At 48.7% G+C, this 18,634-nt stretch carries 20 protein-coding genes; 19 read left to right on the top strand and 1 reads right to left on the bottom strand.

What is annotated here, in order from left to right:
- The 17 genes from KKE17_09370 to KKE17_09290 all read left to right on the top strand — a co-directional run.
- A partial coding sequence (locus KKE17_09370; GenBank protein ID MBU1710199.1) for an electron transfer flavoprotein subunit beta/FixA family protein occupies positions 1–767 on the top strand: 767 nt, incomplete at its 5' end.
- Between the two features lie 59 nt (positions 768–826).
- Positions 827–2,020 (top strand): electron transfer flavoprotein subunit alpha, encoded by a 1,194-nt coding sequence (locus KKE17_09365; GenBank protein ID MBU1710198.1) that lies wholly within the window; start codon positions 827–829, stop codon positions 2,018–2,020.
- Complete coding sequence (gene fabG / locus KKE17_09360; protein ID MBU1710197.1) at positions 2,017–2,763, top strand: 3-oxoacyl-[acyl-carrier-protein] reductase; 747 nt, start codon at positions 2,017–2,019, stop codon at positions 2,761–2,763. The genes KKE17_09365 and fabG overlap by 4 nt, the downstream gene beginning before the upstream one ends.
- A 61-nt stretch (positions 2,764–2,824) precedes the next feature.
- Positions 2,825–3,058: an acyl carrier protein gene (gene acpP, locus KKE17_09355; GenBank protein ID MBU1710196.1), complete on the top strand. Its 234-nt coding sequence runs from the start codon at positions 2,825–2,827 to the stop codon at positions 3,056–3,058.
- A gap of 200 nt (positions 3,059–3,258) precedes the next feature.
- A complete protein-coding gene (gene fabF, locus KKE17_09350) occupies positions 3,259–4,500 on the top strand; it encodes a beta-ketoacyl-ACP synthase II (protein MBU1710195.1) in 1,242 nt (413 codons plus the stop codon).
- 2 nt (positions 4,501–4,502) lie between these two features.
- Positions 4,503–4,925, top strand: coding sequence for a ribose 5-phosphate isomerase B (gene rpiB / locus KKE17_09345; protein MBU1710194.1), 423 nt, complete (start codon positions 4,503–4,505; stop codon positions 4,923–4,925).
- Between the two features lie 248 nt (positions 4,926–5,173).
- Positions 5,174–6,430, top strand: a complete 1,257-nt coding sequence (locus KKE17_09340) for a serine hydroxymethyltransferase (GenBank protein ID MBU1710193.1) — start codon at positions 5,174–5,176, stop codon at positions 6,428–6,430.
- A gap of 8 nt (positions 6,431–6,438) precedes the next feature.
- Positions 6,439–6,885, top strand: a complete 447-nt coding sequence (locus tag KKE17_09335; protein ID MBU1710192.1) for a cytidine/deoxycytidylate deaminase family protein — start codon at positions 6,439–6,441, stop codon at positions 6,883–6,885.
- A gap of 88 nt (positions 6,886–6,973) precedes the next feature.
- The gene (nrdR, locus tag KKE17_09330) at positions 6,974–7,447 is read left to right on the top strand and encodes a transcriptional regulator NrdR (GenBank protein ID MBU1710191.1); all 474 of its coding nucleotides are present in this window, start codon (positions 6,974–6,976) and stop codon (positions 7,445–7,447) included.
- 123 nt (positions 7,448–7,570) lie between these two features.
- Positions 7,571–8,656, top strand: a complete 1,086-nt coding sequence (gene ribD / locus KKE17_09325) for a bifunctional diaminohydroxyphosphoribosylaminopyrimidine deaminase/5-amino-6-(5-phosphoribosylamino)uracil reductase RibD (protein ID MBU1710190.1) — start codon at positions 7,571–7,573, stop codon at positions 8,654–8,656.
- 26 nt (positions 8,657–8,682) lie between these two features.
- Positions 8,683–9,348 (top strand): riboflavin synthase, encoded by a 666-nt coding sequence (locus tag KKE17_09320; protein MBU1710189.1) that lies wholly within the window; start codon positions 8,683–8,685, stop codon positions 9,346–9,348.
- A gap of 97 nt (positions 9,349–9,445) precedes the next feature.
- Entirely contained in the window at positions 9,446–10,666 is a 1,221-nt protein-coding gene (locus tag KKE17_09315; protein MBU1710188.1) for a bifunctional 3,4-dihydroxy-2-butanone-4-phosphate synthase/GTP cyclohydrolase II, read from the top strand.
- Positions 10,667–10,695: 29 nt separating this feature from the next.
- The gene (gene ribE / locus KKE17_09310) at positions 10,696–11,160 is read left to right on the top strand and encodes a 6,7-dimethyl-8-ribityllumazine synthase (protein MBU1710187.1); all 465 of its coding nucleotides are present in this window, start codon (positions 10,696–10,698) and stop codon (positions 11,158–11,160) included.
- Positions 11,161–11,198: 38 nt separating this feature from the next.
- On the top strand, positions 11,199–11,615 hold the full coding sequence (gene nusB / locus KKE17_09305) for a transcription antitermination factor NusB (protein MBU1710186.1): 417 nt from the start codon (positions 11,199–11,201) through the stop codon (positions 11,613–11,615).
- 86 nt (positions 11,616–11,701) lie between these two features.
- Entirely contained in the window at positions 11,702–13,846 is a 2,145-nt protein-coding gene (locus tag KKE17_09300; GenBank protein MBU1710185.1) for a DNA translocase FtsK 4TM domain-containing protein, read from the top strand.
- Positions 13,847–13,944: 98 nt separating this feature from the next.
- Complete coding sequence (locus tag KKE17_09295) at positions 13,945–14,133, top strand: hypothetical protein (protein MBU1710184.1); 189 nt, start codon at positions 13,945–13,947, stop codon at positions 14,131–14,133.
- Between the two features lie 100 nt (positions 14,134–14,233).
- Positions 14,234–15,076: an inositol monophosphatase gene (locus KKE17_09290; protein MBU1710183.1), complete on the top strand. Its 843-nt coding sequence runs from the start codon at positions 14,234–14,236 to the stop codon at positions 15,074–15,076.
- Positions 15,077–15,174: 98 nt separating this feature from the next.
- Here KKE17_09290 and KKE17_09285 read toward each other — a convergent pair whose 3' ends face one another.
- The gene (locus KKE17_09285) at positions 15,175–16,101 is read right to left on the bottom strand and encodes a radical SAM protein (GenBank protein ID MBU1710182.1); all 927 of its coding nucleotides are present in this window, start codon (positions 16,099–16,101) and stop codon (positions 15,175–15,177) included.
- Between the two features lie 441 nt (positions 16,102–16,542).
- Here KKE17_09285 and KKE17_09280 point away from each other — a divergent pair, with 441 nt between their 5' ends.
- Positions 16,543–16,743 carry a cold-shock protein gene (locus tag KKE17_09280; GenBank protein MBU1710181.1) on the top strand — a complete coding sequence of 67 codons (201 nt, stop codon included), beginning with the start codon at positions 16,543–16,545 and terminating at the stop codon, positions 16,741–16,743.
- A 253-nt stretch (positions 16,744–16,996) separates the two neighbouring features.
- The gene (locus KKE17_09275; GenBank protein MBU1710180.1) at positions 16,997–18,583 is read left to right on the top strand and encodes a peptide chain release factor 3; all 1,587 of its coding nucleotides are present in this window, start codon (positions 16,997–16,999) and stop codon (positions 18,581–18,583) included.
- Positions 18,584–18,634: the final 51 nt, after the last annotated feature.

The raw sequence follows: 18,634 nt of genomic DNA, 5'->3' as shown, positions 1-18,634 counted from the left end.
TTTGTGTAAAACAGGTTCCTGATGCCAAGGATGTCAGGCTTGACCCGAAGACCAACACCCTGGCCCGCGAAGGGGTTCAAAGTATAATGAATCCCTATGACCGCCATGCCTTGGAAGAAAGTGTCAGGCTTAAGGAAAGATTCGGCGGTACGGTAACCGTGATAACCATGGGGCCGCCTCAGGCTGCGGAAGTCTTGCGTGATGCAGTGGCCTGCGGCGCGGATGAGGCTGTGCTTGTTTCAGACCGGGCTTTTGCCGGGGCGGACACCTGGGCAACCACGTATACGTTGTCGCGGGCTATCAAGAAACTTGGCGGGTTTGACCTGATTCTCTGCGGCAAGCAGGCGATTGACGGCGATACTGCCCAGGTTGGTCCGGGTTTGGCCGAACGGCTTGATATTCCTTATATCACCTATGTCAGAAAAGTTTCGGACTGCAATGAAACCGTCATTTATCTCGAAAGAATGATGGACGACGGATACGATGAAGTGGAAATGCAACTTCCCGCCCTGCTCACGGTGGTCAAGGAGATAAATGATCCGAGGATTCCCGGACTTAAAGGGAAGATGAAGGCCAAAAAACTTGAAATCACCACGATGAACGCCTCTGATATCGGCGCTGACCCGGATTGTCTGGGGCTCAAGGGATCCACGACACAGGTTGTGCGGGTATTCTCTCCCGCAGCCAAGGCGGATCGTTCCATGTTGACCGGCACTGTTGAAGAACAGGTGGATCAGCTGCTGGATAAACTCGAAGGGGTGATTTAATCCATTGTCCTTCTTCGAATTTTAATGAAACCATTGACTTATAATTATACTATTTGGTTATGTTGAAGATAGATCTTGAAATATGTATCGGCTGTGGCGCATGTGCGGAAACCTGCACATTCGGCGCTATCGAAATGGTTGATGATCAGCCGGTTGTAAACGATAAATGCACCCTCTGCGGAAGCTGCGTCGATGCCTGTGAAGCTGAAGCAATTACTCTGGAAAGGGAAGAACGAGAAGCGCTGAACGATCTTGCCGATTGGTCCGGGGTATGGGTTTATGCAGAATTCAGAAACGGGCGGATTGCGCCTGTTTCTTTTGAACTCCTTGGAATTGGACGGGAACTGGCTGCGCAGCGCAAGGTGCGACTTTCCGCAGTGCTTATCGGTTCGGGGTTGGAGGGGCAGGCTGAAGAGCTGGTTGCTTACGGTGCTGATACGGTTTACCGGGTAGATGCCCCGGCACTGGAATACTTTACCGATGATGCCTATGGCAATGTTCTGGAAGATTTGATCCGTGAGCACAGGCCTGAAATAGTACTTGCCGGCGCCACGGCAATCGGCCGCTCATTTATCCCCAGGGTAGCTACCCTGATGGGAACCGGACTCACTGCAGATTGCACGAATCTGGAGATCCGGGAAGAAGACGGCGCTTTATTGCAAACCCGCCCGGCATTCGGTGGCAATGTTATGGCAACGATAGTCTGCCCTTATACCAGACCCCAGATGGCGACAGTCCGACCATTGGTCATGCGTCCCAATGAATATGACAAGGTTCGCCGCGGGGAGATTATTGATTTCACGCCCGCTCCAGGCAGGATGGATTCCCGGGTCAAGGTGTTGCGTAATGTCAATGAAGAGGCCGATCAAGTCAATATCACCGAGGCAGATATCATTGTCGCCGGTGGACGCGGCCTTGAAAGCGAAAAGGGTTTTTCCTTGATAAAAGACCTGGCGGATGTCCTTGGCGGAGCTGTGGCAGCATCGAGAGCTGCGGTGGACAGCGGCTGGATTTCTTATCCCCATCAGGTTGGCCAGACCGGCAAGACCGTATGCCCGAAAGTGTATTTTGCCTGTGGAATTTCCGGCGCCATTCAGCATGTTGTCGGCATGCAGTCGTCAAAAACCATAGTCGCAATCAACAGAGACTCGGAAGCATCGATTTTTGATGTGGCGACCTATGGCATCCAGGGTGATCTTTTTGAGGTGCTGCCTGTGCTGGTTGATAAATTGAAGCAAAGGAAAGGGCGATGAGTCTTGCTGGAAAAGTTGCCGTAGTTACCGGAGGCAGCAGGGGAATCGGTAAAGCAGTATCCCTGCGTCTTGCAGCAATGGGAGCCAGGGTGGTTGTCAACTATGTCAGCCGTCCGGAAATGGCCGAAGATACGGTAAGGATAATCCAGGATGCCGGAGGCGAGGCCGCTTCCATTCAATTTAATATTGCTCAGCCCGCCGAGGTTCAGGAGGCTTTTGCTACTATACTCGCAGAACATGGCCGGGTCGATATTCTGGTAAATAATGCCGGTGTGACCCGTGACGGATTGCTTTTGAAAATGAAGGACGAGGATTGGGATACTGTCCTTGATATCAATTTGAAAGGTGCGTTCAATTGTATCCGTTCCATCTACAGGCCGATGATGAAGCAGCGATGGGGGCGTATCGTCAACATTACCTCGGTGATCGGTTTTGCCGGAAATGCCGGACAGGCTAATTATGCCGCTGCAAAGGCAGGTCTGATGGGGCTGACCAGGTCGGTCTCAAAGGAATTGGCTACAAGAGCAATTACCGTGAATGCGGTGGCACCGGGCTATATCGATACGGATATGACTCGCGAACTGCCTGAAGCAGTTAAGGAAAAAGTGCTTTCCGAAGTACCCATGGGAACATTGGGTACCGGAGAGGATGTTGCCGGGGCCGTAGCATTTCTGGTTTCGGAAGATGCAAAATATGTAACCGGTCAGTGCATTCACGTCAACGGTGGCATGTTCATGGGATGAACGGACTGTTTATTATTATCTGATTCATTAGTTTTTATCATAAAAATAAGGAGAACACATTATGGCTGTAGAAGACAAACTCATTGATATTATTGCAGAGCAACTGAGTGTTGATAAAGATAAAGTTGTGCCAGGAGCTTCTTTTGTTGATGATCTCGGCGCTGACTCACTTGATCTTGTTGAGTTGATCATGGCGATGGAAGAAGCCTTTGATATTGAAATCGCTGATGAGATTGCAGAAAAGATCATCACGGTCCAGCATGCTATTGACCATGTAAAGACTGTAACCGAATAAGTTTTGCGGTTATACCGATAATTCGATTTTGTCATAAGCAAAATGTTTATGGCATGGAAGTGTTATTGGAATTATAGAATGCTATGCCCCTTTTTTGGGGCACTTGCATTTTAGAAGATGTTTCTGTAGACAGGCGTTGATCCAAGAGGATAAGGATTAATGATTTTGAATCGAAACAAGTTTTCTGAGAGGGCTTTAAGGTGAGCAGAAGAGTTGTTGTGACAGGGTTGGGACTGGTTACTCCACTTGGAACCGGAGTCGATAAAACCTGGCAGGCGATTTGTGCCGGTCAAAGCGGCGTCGGTCCAATCACCAAGTTTGATGCAAGTGACCACGGGGTCCGAATCGCCGCAGAGGTGAAGGACTTTGATGTAGAGAATTTTATTGATAGCAAGGTCGCCAAACATCTTGAGCTTTTTGTCCAGTATGCGGTGGCTGCTGCCGGAATGGCCATTGAAGATGCCGGACTTGAGATTACTGATGAAAATACCCATAGAATAGGGGTTGTTACCGGAAACGGCATCGGCGGACTTCCCACCATTGAAAAGTATCATCAGATTTTATTGGAAAAGGGGAATAAAAGGATTACGCCTTTTTTCATTCCCATGGTCATTTCCAATATGAGCGCCGGGCAGATTTCGATTATCTATAAGGCGCGGGGGCCGAATCTTTCGTTGACCACCGCCTGCGCTGCGGGTTCACATGCCGTTGGCGATGCGTTCAGAATGATCAGCCGTGGAGATTGCGATATGGCAATCACCGGTGGCAGTGAATCAACCATCTGTCCGTTGGCCGTTGCCGGGTTCAATAACATGAAAGCCCTTTCCCGAAACAATGATGACCCTCATGGAGCGTCCCGGCCCTTTGACGCCCAGCGGGATGGTTTTGTTATTTCAGAAGGCGGCGGCATGCTCATCCTTGAAGAATATGAACACGCCAAGGCCCGCGGTGCAAAAATTTATGCCGAGATGGCGGGATACGGCCTCACCGGTGACGGGTACCACATGGCTGCGCCCCCGGAGGACGGTGAAGGTGCTGTCCGCTGCATGCGGATGGCCATTGCGGATGCGGGGATGATCCCTGCGGATATCGATTATATCAATGCCCACGGCACGTCGACTCCTTTGAATGATGCAGGCGAAACCCGGGCCATCAAAGCGGTATTCGGCGAGCATGCATATAAACTTGCGGTGAGTTCAACCAAGTCAATGACCGGCCATATGTTAGGTGGCGCAGGTGGTATTGAAGCGGTTTTCACGGCATTGGCAGTGCATAATCAGATCATGCCTCCGACAATAAATCTGCACCATTCTGATCCGGAGTGTGATCTTGATTATGTTCCTCATAAGGCCAGAAAGGCCAAGATCCGCGCAGCTATTTCAAATTCATTTGGTTTTGGCGGCACCAATGCCGTACTTTTGATGAAACGGTTTGAGGGCTAACGGTGAGAGTTGCAATCGGCAGTGATCATGGCGGTTATGATCTGAAAGAACAGATAATTACTGTGCTCAAGGACCTGGGACATGAAGTGGATGACCGGGGATGCTATTCCACTGCTTCTGTCGATTATCCGGATTTTGCCAGACAGGTATGCAAGGTTGTTGAACAGGGCAGTTCTCAGCGGGGTATCCTGATCTGCGGCACCGGTATCGGGATGTCCATGGCGGCAAACAGGTATAAATCAATCCGGGCGGCATTATGCCACGAGCTTTTTACCGCCAGGATGAGCAGAGAACATAATGATGCAAATATTCTCTGCATGGGGGCAAGGGTTATCGGGCCTGGACTTGCCATTGAAATGGTCAAGACCTGGATGGCAACGGACTTTGCCGGGGGGCGACATCAGACCCGGATTGATAAGATTTGATATCAATATGCATTCAAATTCTAACTTCGCCGCTTTCGCTGCTGTTGGCTTCGTCATCGGCCTCCTCAACGTACTTAGTGTACACCTCCGGGGCCTTCTTCTTGCCGTCTTGTTAGAAAAGCGAGAGGATCGAGACCCGAACAGCACTCGTCCGACAGATATTCGTTTTTTATATATTTTATAGTATAAGGCCTTGTTGATAATTACTCGATTATTTATGAATTAATCTCTTTTGGAGTAACCTGTAAGTGTCTTTCCTCAAACAAACAGATCCCGAGGTATATCGTTCAATTCAATATGAACTTGAACGGCAGAGCTATCAACTTGAATTGATTGCCTCTGAAAACATAGTCAGCGAAGCGGTGCTTGAAGCGCAGGGCTCCATTTTCACAAATAAATATGCCGAGGGCTATCCCAGCAAACGCTATTACGGCGGCTGTGAATATGCCGATGTCATCGAGACCTTGGCCGTTAATCGGGCCAAGGAGATTTTTCAGGCTGAATATGCAAATGTTCAGGCGCATTCCGGCAGTCAGGCAAATATGGCGGTTTATTTCGCCACCCTGAAACCCGGCGATAAGGTGCTTGGAATGGATCTGGCCCATGGCGGCCATCTCACTCATGGAAGTCCTGTAAGTTTTTCAGGACAATTGTATGACTTTGTTTCCTATGGGGTTGATCGCCAGACTGAGTGTATCGATATGGCGGAAGTTGAGCGAATCGCCACGGAACAAAAACCCAAGATGATCGTTGCCGGCGCCAGTGCCTATCCGCGGATTATCGATTTTGCAGGCTTCAGGAAGATTGCCGACAAGGTGGGCGCTTTATTTATGGTTGATATGGCCCATATTGCCGGTCTGGTCGCCGGCGGTGTGCATCCTTCGCCAGTGCCCTATGCCGATTTCGTCACCTCCACCACCCATAAAACCATGCGCGGCCCCCGCGGCGGGATGATCCTTGCCCGGGAAGAATTTGCCAAGCGCCTGGACAGCAAGATATTTCCAGGTATCCAGGGCGGGCCTCTGGTTCATGTCATTGCTGCCAAGGCGGTAAGCTTTAAAGAGGCAATGACCGAAGATTTCAAGATTTATCAAGGGCAGGTGGTTAAAAACGCCCGGGTGCTTGCTGATAAACTAAAAGGTTTCGGCTTCAGAATAGTTTCCGGCGGCACGGATACTCATCTTCTGCTGGTTGATCTGAGCAATAAATCAATCACCGGCAAGGATGCGGAAAATGCCCTTGAGGACGCAGGGCTGACCGTCAATAAGAACGCCATTCCCTTTGATACCCAGAGCAGGTTTGTTACCGGCGGGGTTAGAATCGGCACGCCGGCGGTGACAACCCGTGGTTTAAAAGAACCGGAAATGGAACGGATTGCCGACTGGATAAACCGGACCATCAGTAATTTGCACAACAAGGAAGAGCATGCCAGAATCCGTTTTGAAGTACGTGATCTCTGTGAGAGATACCCTCTTTATCCAGGGCTGGAAAGGGACGACAGTTAACGATGCCGATGACTGACCGTCCATCATGGGACGAATACTTTATGGGGATTACTGAACTGGTTGCGCAAAGGGCAACCTGCACCAGGCGTCGTGTCGGCGCAATCCTCGTGCGCGATCGCAGGATTATCTCAACCGGATACAATGGCGCTCCTACGAGTATCCGTCACTGTGGGGAAGTGGGATGCATCCGTGAAGTACAGGGGATTCCTTCCGGGGAGAGGCATGAATTGTGCCGCGGCCTTCATGCTGAACAGAATGCAATAATTCAGGCTGCCCTTCATGGTGTCAGCGTCGAGGGAGCGTCCCTTTATTGCACCAACATGCCCTGTTCAATCTGCAGCAAGATGCTCATCAACGCCCGAATTCTTGATGTTTTTTATAAAGAAGGGTATGCTGATTCTCTTTCATCTTCGTTGATGTCCGAGGCAGGAATGTCGTTTACGCAGATCGGCTGAAAGACTTTCCGGGTTTCGAGTTGATACTCAACAATGATGATCTCGTTTGTCTATGATATCGACAAAATAAATCCTGGAGCAAATCACTATGAAATGTCCTTATTGTGGTCACCTGGAAAACAGAGTCATCGATTCCCGTCTTAACAAGGAATACACCATCACCCGCCGCAGGCGTTCATGTGATTCGTGTGGTCGCCGGTTCACAACTTATGAAAGGTTGGAGGTGACCATGCCGATGCTGGTGAAAAAGGATGGCCGCCGTGAAGCCTGGGATCGGCACAAGGTTGTCGAGGGGCTGAAGAAGGCATGCGAAAAACGACCAGTGAGCATGGCCCAGATCGATGATTTTGTCGATGCAATGGAAAGAGAGCTTCAGGATATGGGGGAAAGAGAGATTCCCATTAAACTTGTCGGTGAAAGGGTCATGGACGGGCTTCGCCAGATCGACGGTGTCGCCTATGTCCGGTTTGCCTCGGTTTACAGACAGTTTAAGGATCTGAATGAATTCATGGATGAACTTAAGGATATGCTCGGCGGACCGGTGCAGGATCTGAAGATTTGATGAAATCGTAACAGACTGATTTCATCGAGTATATGCCTTGTAACATGATGATTTTGTTTGGTGGGCCTTTTGCTGCAGCGACTTTTACGAGTTAATCAAGATTTGACAGAAGATTTTAATTTTATGAAGCTGGCCTTGCGTGAGGCCGCTAAAGGGATTGGCAAAACTTCTCCCAATCCATGTGTCGGGGCTGTAGTGGTTCGTGGCGGCAAGGTAGTTGGCAAAGGGTATCACCGGAAAGCCGGAACCCCGCATGCTGAAGTCAACGCCCTGCGAGCTGCGGGAGAACTTGCCCGTGGCGCGACAATTTATGTAACACTTGAGCCCTGTAATCACACCGGCCGGACACCGCCGTGCACCAAGGCTATACTTGAAAGCGGTATTAAAAGAGTGGTGGTGGGAATGCCAGACCCCAACCCGCAGGTTAAAGGCGGCGGGTGTGATTTTCTTACAAAAAAAGGGTTGTCTGTAACCAGCGGTGTCCTGGAAGAGGAATGCCGGGCGATAAACCGGCCGTTTATTAAACATATCCAGACAGGCCTCCCTTGGGTAATTTTGAAGGCTGGTTGCAGTCTTGACGGCCGGATTGCTGTTGCGAACGGCCAGAGCGGCTGGATTACCAATGACCAGTCACGGGCCGAGGTTCACAGGGTGCGGAACCGGGTTGATGCCATCCTCATCGGTGTGGGGACGGTCTTGGCTGATGATCCGTCTTTAACCGCCCGCTTGCCGAATCGTCGTGGCAAAGATCCCTTGCGGGTGATATTGGATACGCAGTTGAGAATGCCGCCACAGGCGAAAATGCTTAAACAGAGGTCAGCTGCGGCCACCTGGATTTTTTGCGGTAAACAGTATGATAAGGCCCGGCGCAATATGCTGGAAGACGCCGGGGCTATTGTCAGGCCGGTGCGGGTCACTAATGGTCGGCTTGATTTAACAGCGGTGTTGGAAATACTTGGCAGCCAGCAGCTGACATCCGTTCTGGTTGAGGGCGGCAGTAAAGTGCACGGATCATTTTTGCGGGCTGATCTTATTGATCAAGCCTTGATTTTTCTGGCGCCCATACTTATTGGTTCTGATGGTATTCCTTTGATTGATACAATGGGCCTTCAGTCTGTTCAAAACGCAAGACGTTTTAAAACGATTCGCACCAGGCGTTTCGGTGATGACATCATGATCGACGCGCTTGTTAATCAGGATTTCTGTTGAAAATTTTTGGGTTGGCTTGAGTCGCTATGTTTACAGGCATAATAATGGGAAAAGGCAGGTTAATCGAAAAACGTCCGTCCGGCGGCGGCATGATTTTCGGACTTAATGCCGACTTTGATCTGAATGATCCCCAGGAGGGTGAGAGCATAGCGGTAAACGGAGTTTGTCTGACTGCCAAGCAGATTTCAGGCCGTATTTTTACCGTGGATGTCTCCCCGGAAAGCCTTTCAAGGACCAACCTCGGTGAGCTGGCCACTGGAAGTGTTGTCAATCTCGAAAGAGCGCTGCGCTTGAGTGATCGTTTGGGCGGGCATCTGGTAAGCGGTCATGTGGATGCTGTAACCACGATACTTACCCGTAAACCTCAGGGGGATTTTGTCCGGTTTACCTTCGCCGTTCCCCACGGATTAGGGAAATATATCATTGAAAAAGGCTCGATAACCATCGACGGTATCAGTCTCACGGTAAATCATTGTGATGATGCTTCCTTTTCTGTGGCGATAATCCCCCATACCCTGGAAATTACCACATTGGGGCAAAGGAAGCAGGGTGATACGGTAAATATTGAAGTTGATCTGATTGGTAAATACGTTGAGAAGCTGCTTTCAGTTCAGGATGCAAACGGTTCAGAAACCGGCTCGGAATCAAGGATCAATCCTGCTTTTCTCGCAGAGCACGGGTTTTTAAAATAAGGCTTAAAGTAGTATCGTAGTTACAATACGGTATTGTAAGAATGAACTATTAGAACTCCTGTTGATTCAGTCAGGAGTTTTCAAATTGGTGGTACAGATGGCAGTAAATACGATTGAGGAAGTAATAGAGGATATTCGCGCCGGCAAGATGATCATTCTTGTGGATGATGAAGACCGGGAAAATGAGGGTGATCTTTGCATGGCGGCGCAGATGGTAACCCCTGCCGCGATTAATTTCATGGCCACCCACGGCAGGGGGTTGATTTGTCTTACCATGACTCCTGAACAGATAGAAAAACTGCAATTGCCGATGATGGTAAGGAACAATAAGTCGCCTTTTGAGACCGCCTTCACCGTAAGCATTGAGGCCAGAACCGGTGTGACCACCGGTATTTCCGCCGCAGACCGGGCCAGGACCATCCAGGTTGCGGTTGCCCCTGACGTGAAAGCAGAAGACATTGTCAGCCCCGGGCATATTTTCCCATTACGGGCACGGCAGGGAGGTGTTCTGGTCAGAACCGGACAAACTGAAGGTTCCGTCGATCTGGCCAGGCTTGCCGGTTTGCGGACCGCTGGAGTTATCTGTGAAATCATGAAAGAAGACGGCACAATGGCACGGATGCCGGACCTTGAGATTTTTGCCAGGGAACATGATCTCAAGATTGCAACCATTGCCGATCTTGTTGCCTATCGTCTCCAGAAAGATCTTCTGGTTCACCGGGCGGCAGAGACCATACTGCCTACCCGTTACGGCGGCGAATTCAAGGCCATCGTCTATACAAACGACGTTGATGACTACGAGCATCTTGCGTTGATAAAAGGTGACATAACTCCTGATCAGGAGGTCATGGTTCGCGTTCATTCCGAGTGTCTCACCGGCGATGTCTTCGGCTCGCTGCGCTGTGATTGCGGCAGTCAGCTGCATGCGGCGATGCGGATGGTGGGTGAGGCCGGTTGCGGCGTCATCCTTTACATGCATCAGGAAGGCAGAGGGATCGGACTGGTCAACAAGCTGAAGGCATATGCTTTGCAGGACCAGGGGATGGATACGGTGGAGGCCAATCTTTCGCTGGGTTTCAAGGCAGACCTCAGGGATTATGGAATCGGCGCTCAGATATTGAGAGATCTCGGAGTCGGCAAGATGAAACTGATGACCAATAATCCGAAGAAAATCGTCGGTCTCGAAGGCTATGGACTTGAAGTAAGCAGTCGAATCTCCATTGAAATGGAGCCGGTGCCAGAGAACCTCAATTATCTGAAATGTAAAAAAGATAAAATGGGGCATATGCTTGATTTAATCCCCGCTAGCAAGGGATAACATAGAGTTTTTAATCTCGGGAGGAAAACATGGCTAAAAATATTGAAGGAAAACTGCGGGCGGACGGTAAGAAATTCGGAATAGTGCTTTCCCGCTTCAACTCATTTATTTCCGAAAGACTCCTTGAGGGTGCCCTTGACACGCTTATCAGGTTCGGTGCTTCTGATGATGCAATTGCAATCGTTCGAGTGCCCGGGGCCTACGAAATTCCCCTTATTGCCCAGAAAATGGCAAAATCCGGCAAGTATGATGCGGTTATTTGTCTCGGCGCAGTTATCCGCGGCGCAACACCGCATTTTGACTTTGTTGCCAATGAGGCGGCAAAAGGGATTGCCCAGGTCGGCATGGAAACTGAAGTGCCGGTTATTTTCGGTGTCCTGACAACCGATACCATCGAGCAGGCTATTGAGAGGGCAGGGTCTAAAGCAGGCAATAAGGGTTCTGATTGCGCCTCTGCAGCCATTGAAATGGTTAACCTGCTTGAGCAGCTTTAAGAGAAGCCATCACTTTGCAATCCGGACAACAGAAAGGAATGGGACTGAGACGAAGGGCCAGAGAAATGGCCCTGCAGGTCCTTTATCAGAGTGAACTCACTGACGTTGTTGCGACTGACGTTTTTGAGCAGTTCTGCGATAATTTTGAATTCAACAAAAAGGCCATTCCATACGGGCGGCAGCTTGTTTACGGCGTCACTCAGCACCTTGAGGATGTCAATGGCCTGATAAAGAAACATGCTGTGAACTGGCGGATTGAGCGCATGTCAATGATTGACAAATGTATTCTGCGCATTGCCGTTTTTGAGATGATTCACCTGGAACAGGTTCCTGAGTCCGTGGCGATCAATGAAGCCTTGGAAATTGCCAGACGTTACAGCACCGACGAAGCAGTCCCTTTTATCAACGGCATACTGGACGCAATTCATTTGTCGCTTAAAAAGACAAAGGATTAGCCCGAATCCTTGATCGCACGCCTCTTTTCCTGTTAATGGGATGAAATTATTGGTGTTTTTTTTCGATAAAGGATTACAATTACCGCATGGCGCAAGAAAAAAAAAATAAGGAGACGCCGGCATTCGGCCAGGAGATTGTGGCGGTCTTCGGTATTTTTATAGCTTTATTTCTCCTCCTGAGCCTGCTCAGCCTTTCTACCGGAAAATTCACATTGACTCCGGACGCTAATTCCGGCAACTGGTGTGGAATTGTTGGTGAATTTACTGCCAGCCTTCTGATAAGTTTTCTGGGGTTGAGTTCCTTCTGGTTCCCCTTCCTTCTTTTCATTTACGCAATTCAGCTTTTTTCTCCCCATTCTTCACTGAAACGACTGCCTTATATAATTGCCGGATGCAGCGGCATTGTCATTACCAGTGCCGGGCTTTGGGCCAGCATCGAAAATGATTCCATATCCCTGTTCGGCAGGCAATATCAAGTTGGAGGTAATCTCGGCGATTTGTTAGCGGTTTATTCCGGCAAAGCCTTGGGTGGTCCCGGGTCGTTATTATTTTTCATTGCGGTTTTTCTTATTTCCATGATGGTTGCCATTCGGTTTTCTCCGTATCTATGCAGCTTGAAAATATCCCAGATCGCAGAACGGCTTCGAGACAGAATTCGCCAGAGAATTAATCAACGTGAAGCACTCAATGCCTCTCAGCCTGTATCCGCAGTGTCCCCGGTTGACGGGCGGCCAGTGGCGGAGGGAAAGAGACAACTGGTTCCCAGGGTGCACGAGCCGGTGAAACTGCTTACCGATGATGAGGATGATGATTTTCATCCGTTGCCTGTGACATCAGGTGAATACCGGCTACCGGGTATCGGTCTTCTGGATAAAATTGAGGAACAGGATTTCCAGCTGGACAAGGAATATTATTATGCGGTGAGTAAAAAGCTTGAGGAAAAACTGAAAGATTTCGGAGTGGAGGGTTCTGTCTCGGGCATTTCACCAGGGCCGGTGATTACCACATATGAATACTCCCCGGCTCCGGGGGTAAAGATTAATCGTGTTGTCGCCCTTGCAGATGATCTGGCTTTGGGCCTTAAAGCCGAGAGTGTTCGAATTGTCGGGTCCATCCCGGGGAAAGCAGCTCTTGGCATAGAGATTCCCAACCCGGTGCGCCGGGTGGTTCAGATCCGCGATATTTTGGGCAGTGAGAATTTCCAGAAAGCCACATCAAAATTGACTATCGGCCTGGGCATGGATGTCGTGGGAAATCCGGTCATGGCCAATCTTGCAAAGATGCCCCATCTTCTCATTGCCGGAGCCACCGGTGCTGGGAAAAGTGTCGGGATCAATTCGATAATCTGCAGTATTCTTTTCAAGGCGTCTCCGGAAGAGGTCAGATTGTTGATGGTTGATCCCAAGCGCATAGAGTTGTCTTCCTATGAAGATATTCCTCATCTGCTTCATCCGGTGGTGGTAGATCCCAAGCTTGCCAGCCGCGCCTTACAATGGGCGGTCCGGGAAATGGAGCGGCGCTATAAATTGATGGAAGAAAAGCGGGTTAAAAGTCTGGCGGCATATAATGAAGTGTCGGAAGAGAAATTACCTCTCATTGTTATCATTATTGATGAACTGGCTGATCTCATGATGGTTTCTTCCCGGGAAGTCGAAGACGCTGTTGCCCGTCTTGCGCAAATGGCCAGAGCCGCTGGCATGCATTTGATTCTTGCAACCCAGAGACCTTCGGTTGATGTTCTGACCGGCTTGATCAAGGCTAATTTCCCAACAAGAATTTCCTATAAGGTATCCTCAAAGATCGACTCCAGGACGATTCTTGATTCTAGTGGCGCCGAGCATCTTTTAGGCGCCGGAGACATGCTCCTGCTACCTCCTGGTTCAGCAAAACTTCAGCGTATTCATGGCGCTTATATTACCGAGAAAGAGATTGAGCGGATTGTCACCTTCCTCAAGGAGCAGGGCGTTGCCCAATATGATGATTCGGTTTTGGCCATCTCGGAAGAAATTGACAGTGCTGATTTTTCAGAAGACGATTATGATGAAAAATATGATGAAGCAGTCGCCCTTGTCTGTGAAACAGGGCAGGCATCAATTTCCATGTTGCAGCGCCGGATGAGAGTTGGTTATAACCGGGCCGCACGCATGGTTGAAACCATGGAAAAAGAAGGAATCGTCGGCCCTCCTGACGGATCAAAGCCCAGGGAGGTACTGGCAAGGAAATCGTATTGATACTCCTTTCATATCTTGCCAACAAAAATTTAATGATTACTTTTCTCAAGTAGCACAGGGGAAGTTCCGATAGGTTAGTTAATACAGGAGGTGACGGAATGCAATTGTTCTCCAAACCAGTAAATATGAAAAAAGTGCGTACGGTTATTTATCATCTGCCCGATGGTGAAGCATTGGTCATGAAGGTTGATGGCGTTGTGGATGATATGAAATTCGGCTTGGGTAAGATTTGCGATACATCTGAAATTGATGGGATCATTCATTTCTATCCCCGTGGTTACGCCTGATAAATACAACAATAACGAATCAACCATAGGGCATGCTTCAAAAAGAAGCGTGCCCTTTTTTTATTGTGTGCAGATCATAAATGTGATGTTATGTGATACCATGGACCTGAGAAATAAAAGTTTTGGAAAGCCAGATGATAAGAGACTCTCTCCTATTCTTCAACTTGCCGGCAGGGCGGCCCTTGAAGCAGGGAAAGTCGTTCGGGACCTCTACGGCAAACCCCATGATATCAGGCGTAAAGGCAATATCGATCTGGTTACTGAAGCGGATACCGCTGCGGAAGTGGTTATTCTCGATATTTTAAAAGCATCATCCATCCAGGCTGATTTTCTTGCCGAGGAATCATCAGGTTTGGGAAGCTTTGCGATTCCTCAGGGCCCGACATGGGTCATTGATCCCCTTGACGGTACAACCAATTTTGCCCACGGATTTCCCTGGTTCGGGGTTTCCATCGGTTATATGGAAAAAGGGAAACCCATGGCCGGGGTGATCTACTGCCCGATGCAGGATGAGCTTTTCTCTGCAGCGGCCGGCTGTGGCGCATGGCTCAATAATGATCCGATCAAAGTTTCGGAGGCGGATGCACTTGGCATCTCGCTCATGGCAACAGGTTTTCCGTATACAATCCAGGAAGATGCCGAAGCGGTTATGGCGGCCCTTAAGGCAGTGTTGACAAAATGCCAGGGCGTTCGCCGCGCCGGGGCTGCAGCCCTGGACCTTGCCTATGTCGCCTGCGGCAGGCTTGACGGGTTCTGGGAAATACAACTCAAACCCTGGGATACGGCAGCAGGGCAGATTATTCTTGAAGAGGCAGGGGGCAAGCTTACTGATTTCAAAGGGAAAGGTTACTCACCGTTTGTCCAGGAACTGTTGGCCACCAACAGTTTAATCCATGCGGAACTCGTTGAAGTTCTTGGCCGGTTCAGTGTGGATGAAAAGTAAGCACACTTTAGTGATCGAATCCCAACAAACATGTTTTGTGCAGTTGTATTTTTTGCCGTAGGGCTTGTCCGTGAACAGTTACACTGTCGTAATCCGCTTTATATCTTTGATCCTACTTTTTCATAATGCGCATTCCTTTCTGCTTCGGGACGGGCAAGAAAGGCATTCACTTCATCAAGCATTTCCTTTTGATCGTCAGCAAGACTTCCTGAAACATGCACGTAATTATTCTCATGGTCGCACGCTAAAAAAGTTGCGGGACTATTGAGTTGTTCAAGAAGCAGTTTCAGTTCTAAAACTGTACCTTCCGGTGTTTGAGGGATAAAGTGTCCTGCTCGAATTTTTTTTATGAGCGGGCTTTCCGGTCCGCCAAAAGGGGTGTTTTCACCATAAATCCACAACCTTCTTAAGCGGATAAATTCCGGTTGGGTTTGATTGATGATTTTTGCTGTTTCAATAATATGTCGCTGCCAGTTGGTTTTACCGCCCAGTCCCAATAAAACATAAAATGATGTCTCGATTCCCGCCTCTTTGAGCCAGGGTGCGATATCGGTTATCATTTTTGCAGACTGGCCTTTACGATGATATCGGAGGGTTTCAGGGTCACCTGACTCCAGACCGATATGGACACGACTCAGGCCGTTTTCAGCAAGCGTCAGGATATTTTCCCTGCCAAACTTTTTTAGCGTTGATGCCCTGGCGTAGGTGGTAATTCTTTTTAGCGGTGAGCTTTTTTTCAGATAATCTAATATTGTCACGATTGTTTCAATGCCTGCCTGCAAAGGATCGGCATCCCCCAAAAAAACGGTATCCGCCCTGGGGCGCAGGTGAAGAAGAAGATCGATATCATTTTTTATTTCCTGCACTGTTCGTATGGAGAAAACAGGTTCACCGAGATGCGGATAGATGCCGCAGAAACAGCAGCGATTCCATTTGCAGCCGCGGGTGATCCGTACAAGCATGCTTCTCCACTCACTGGGCGGACGAATCAGGGGGATTTCCGGGAGATTCTGGTGGTCAATCATAGGGGAAGTTTAATATGCCTTTAAGTTGGTTTGGAAACATTACCATCGGTTTATTTATGAAATAATCAATGGAAAGACACAATCAATACAATAGCAGCATTTCTAAATTGTCGGTCGCGCGAAAAACCGCGATACTGATTCATCTTTTATCTGTAACCTATTGGTAGTATTTTTTGCAATTTTCTCAAATTGGTCTTACTGAAAAATCTTTACTTCTGCTCATACGGTGTGCTATCTTTTTGATATTATTTGTGCAGGCATCTATGTAGCAAAGAGATTACAGAGTATGTAACCGCACAATTCAGATACAATGAAAGTGCGGTTTTTTTTGTATAAAGCTCTTTGTGAAAGCTGGCTGCAGGCCCTTTTTATCCTTTGATAGCTGGGCACTTTTATTAAGTGGGCCATGCATGGCCCAACATTATTAAGGAGTATGTTGTTGTGAAAGAAGGCACTGTGAAATGGTTTAATGCGTCAAAGGGGTTTGGATTCATTGAGCAGGATGGGGGCAATGATGTTTTTGTTCATTATTCTGCGATCAAATCGGAAGGGTATAAAAGCCTTGAAGAGGGAGCAAGGGTGCAGTTCGAAATTGTCGACGGTCCTAAGGGGCCGGCAGCAGACAATGTTGTGCCACTGTAAGATCATAATTTGATCGGATTTGAAAACCCCGTGCAAAGCGGGGTTTTTTTTGCTGGTTCGGTTGGGTTATTGAGTGCGCAGTTCCGTATGATTGCCTCCTCTGAAAAAACGAAAGATAAGGACTCTCAGCACGCTTCAGACAAGTGGACTTTTCATAATAAATGGTGTATGATATTAAATTCTTGCGGGCCGGAAATCCGGCCCGTTTTTTTTTACGCGATGATATGAAATTAACAGGATACAGGGAAACAAAGTGAGCAGTGCACTTATAAAGGAAATCAAGCGTCGCCGGACCTTCGGGATTATCAGTCATCCCGATGCCGGCAAAACAACACTTACTGAAAAGCTCCTGCTTTTTGGGGGTGCAATCCAGATGGCCGGCGCGGTGAAATCACGTAAAACCGCAAATCACGCAGTCAGTGACTGGATGGCCATTGAACAGGAACGTGGGATTTCAGTCACCTCCTCGGTGATGAAATTCAATTACCGTAATTATGAAATAAATCTCCTGGACACCCCGGGGCATCAGGATTTCTCAGAAGACACCTATCGGGTACTCACTGCTGTGGACAGTGCCCTGATGGTGATCGACAACGCCAAGGGCGTAGAAACCCAGACCAAAAAACTCATGGAAGTATGCCGGATGCGAAACACGCCGGTAATCACCTTTATAAACAAGCTCGACCGTGAGGGGATGGATCCCCTGGAGATCCTTTCAGATATTGAGGATAAACTGCAGATCGAATGTACGCCCCTTTCGTGGCCCATCGGCATGGGGAAAGAGTTTAAGGGTGTGTATAATATTTTCAAAAAAGAAATCCACCTTTTTAAACCTGGCAAGACCACACGACCTGAAGATGTCTTGGTTGTCAGGGACATCAATGATCCGAAGCTTGACGAGATTCTGGGGACCAAAGCCGACAAGCTTCGTGAGGATCTGGATCTTCTTGAAGGCGCGGCCAACCCCTTTGAGCATGATGAATATCTCAAAGCAAGCCAGACTCCGGTGTTTTTTGGAAGTGCGATAAATAATTTCGGGGTTAAAGAGTTACTTGATTCTTTTGTTGAGCTTGCCCCGGCACCCGGGCCACGTGCAACCACGGTCAGGGCGGTGTCTCCTGAAGAGCCGCATTTTTCAGGCTTTGCGTTTAAAATCCAGGCCAATATGAATCCTGCCCATAGAGACAGAATCGCCTTTTTCCGTATCTGTTCAGGAAAATTTACCCGCGGCATGAAAGTCCGGCATCATCGGCTTGGCAAAGAAGTGGCTCTTGCCAATGCAACCATTTTCATGGCTCAGGACCGGAGCAATGTGGAAGAAGCATACCCCGGTGACATTATCGGTATCCATAACCATGGGACCATTAAGATCGGCGATACCTTTACGGAAAAGGAGGAGCTCAAATTCACCGGCATACCGAATTTTGCCCCCGAACATTTCAGAAGGGTATTGTTGAAAAATCCTCTGAAGGCAAAGCAGCTTAACAAGGGCCTCATCCAGCTGGCCGAGGAAGGCGCGGTGCAGATGTTCAAGCCGGTTATGGGCAGTGATTATATTCTCGGGGCGGTGGGGGTTCTGCAGTTCGAGGTGACAATGTCAAGGCTCAAGGCTGAATACGGGGTTGACGCGATCTACGAGGGTGTGAATTTTGCCACTGCCCGCTGGATCAGTTGTGATAATCGCAAGAAGCTTGAAGAATTCAAACACAAGAATCAGAACAATCTTGCCATGGATGCCGAAGGCCATCTGGCGTATCTGGCTGACAGTGAATGGCGCCTGGGTCGGACTATGGAGCTGTATCCGGATATTGTTTTTCATAAGACGCGAGAGTATTCATAATTTATTTACAGACACATGTTTTCATTTAGAAACGGCCTGTTTTAACAATTA

The organism is Pseudomonadota bacterium (genome assembly GCA_018823135.1).
GTDB lineage: Bacteria > Desulfobacterota > Desulfobulbia > Desulfobulbales > CALZHT01 > JAHJJF01.
Note: the sequence above shows the minus strand (reverse complement) of the source record. Positions and strands in the feature narration are given on the sequence as shown.

Coding starts and splice junctions, on each gene's coding strand:
- KKE17_09365 (MBU1710198.1), top strand. CDS start 827: ATGTTGAAGATAGATCTTGAAATATGTATCGGCTGTGGCGCATGTGCG.
- fabG (MBU1710197.1), top strand. CDS start 2,017: ATGAGTCTTGCTGGAAAAGTTGCCGTAGTTACCGGAGGCAGCAGGGGA.
- acpP (MBU1710196.1), top strand. CDS start 2,825: ATGGCTGTAGAAGACAAACTCATTGATATTATTGCAGAGCAACTGAGT.
- KKE17_09335 (MBU1710192.1), top strand. CDS start 6,439: ATGACTGACCGTCCATCATGGGACGAATACTTTATGGGGATTACTGAA.
- nrdR (MBU1710191.1), top strand. CDS start 6,974: ATGAAATGTCCTTATTGTGGTCACCTGGAAAACAGAGTCATCGATTCC.
- ribD (MBU1710190.1), top strand. CDS start 7,571: ATGAAGCTGGCCTTGCGTGAGGCCGCTAAAGGGATTGGCAAAACTTCT.
- KKE17_09320 (MBU1710189.1), top strand. CDS start 8,683: ATGTTTACAGGCATAATAATGGGAAAAGGCAGGTTAATCGAAAAACGT.
- KKE17_09315 (MBU1710188.1), top strand. CDS start 9,446: ATGGCAGTAAATACGATTGAGGAAGTAATAGAGGATATTCGCGCCGGC.
- ribE (MBU1710187.1), top strand. CDS start 10,696: ATGGCTAAAAATATTGAAGGAAAACTGCGGGCGGACGGTAAGAAATTC.
- nusB (MBU1710186.1), top strand. CDS start 11,199: ATGGGACTGAGACGAAGGGCCAGAGAAATGGCCCTGCAGGTCCTTTAT.
- KKE17_09300 (MBU1710185.1), top strand. CDS start 11,702: ATGGCGCAAGAAAAAAAAAATAAGGAGACGCCGGCATTCGGCCAGGAG.
- KKE17_09295 (MBU1710184.1), top strand. CDS start 13,945: ATGCAATTGTTCTCCAAACCAGTAAATATGAAAAAAGTGCGTACGGTT.
- KKE17_09290 (MBU1710183.1), top strand. CDS start 14,234: ATGGACCTGAGAAATAAAAGTTTTGGAAAGCCAGATGATAAGAGACTC.
- KKE17_09285 (MBU1710182.1), bottom strand. CDS start 16,101: ATGATTGACCACCAGAATCTCCCGGAAATCCCCCTGATTCGTCCGCCC.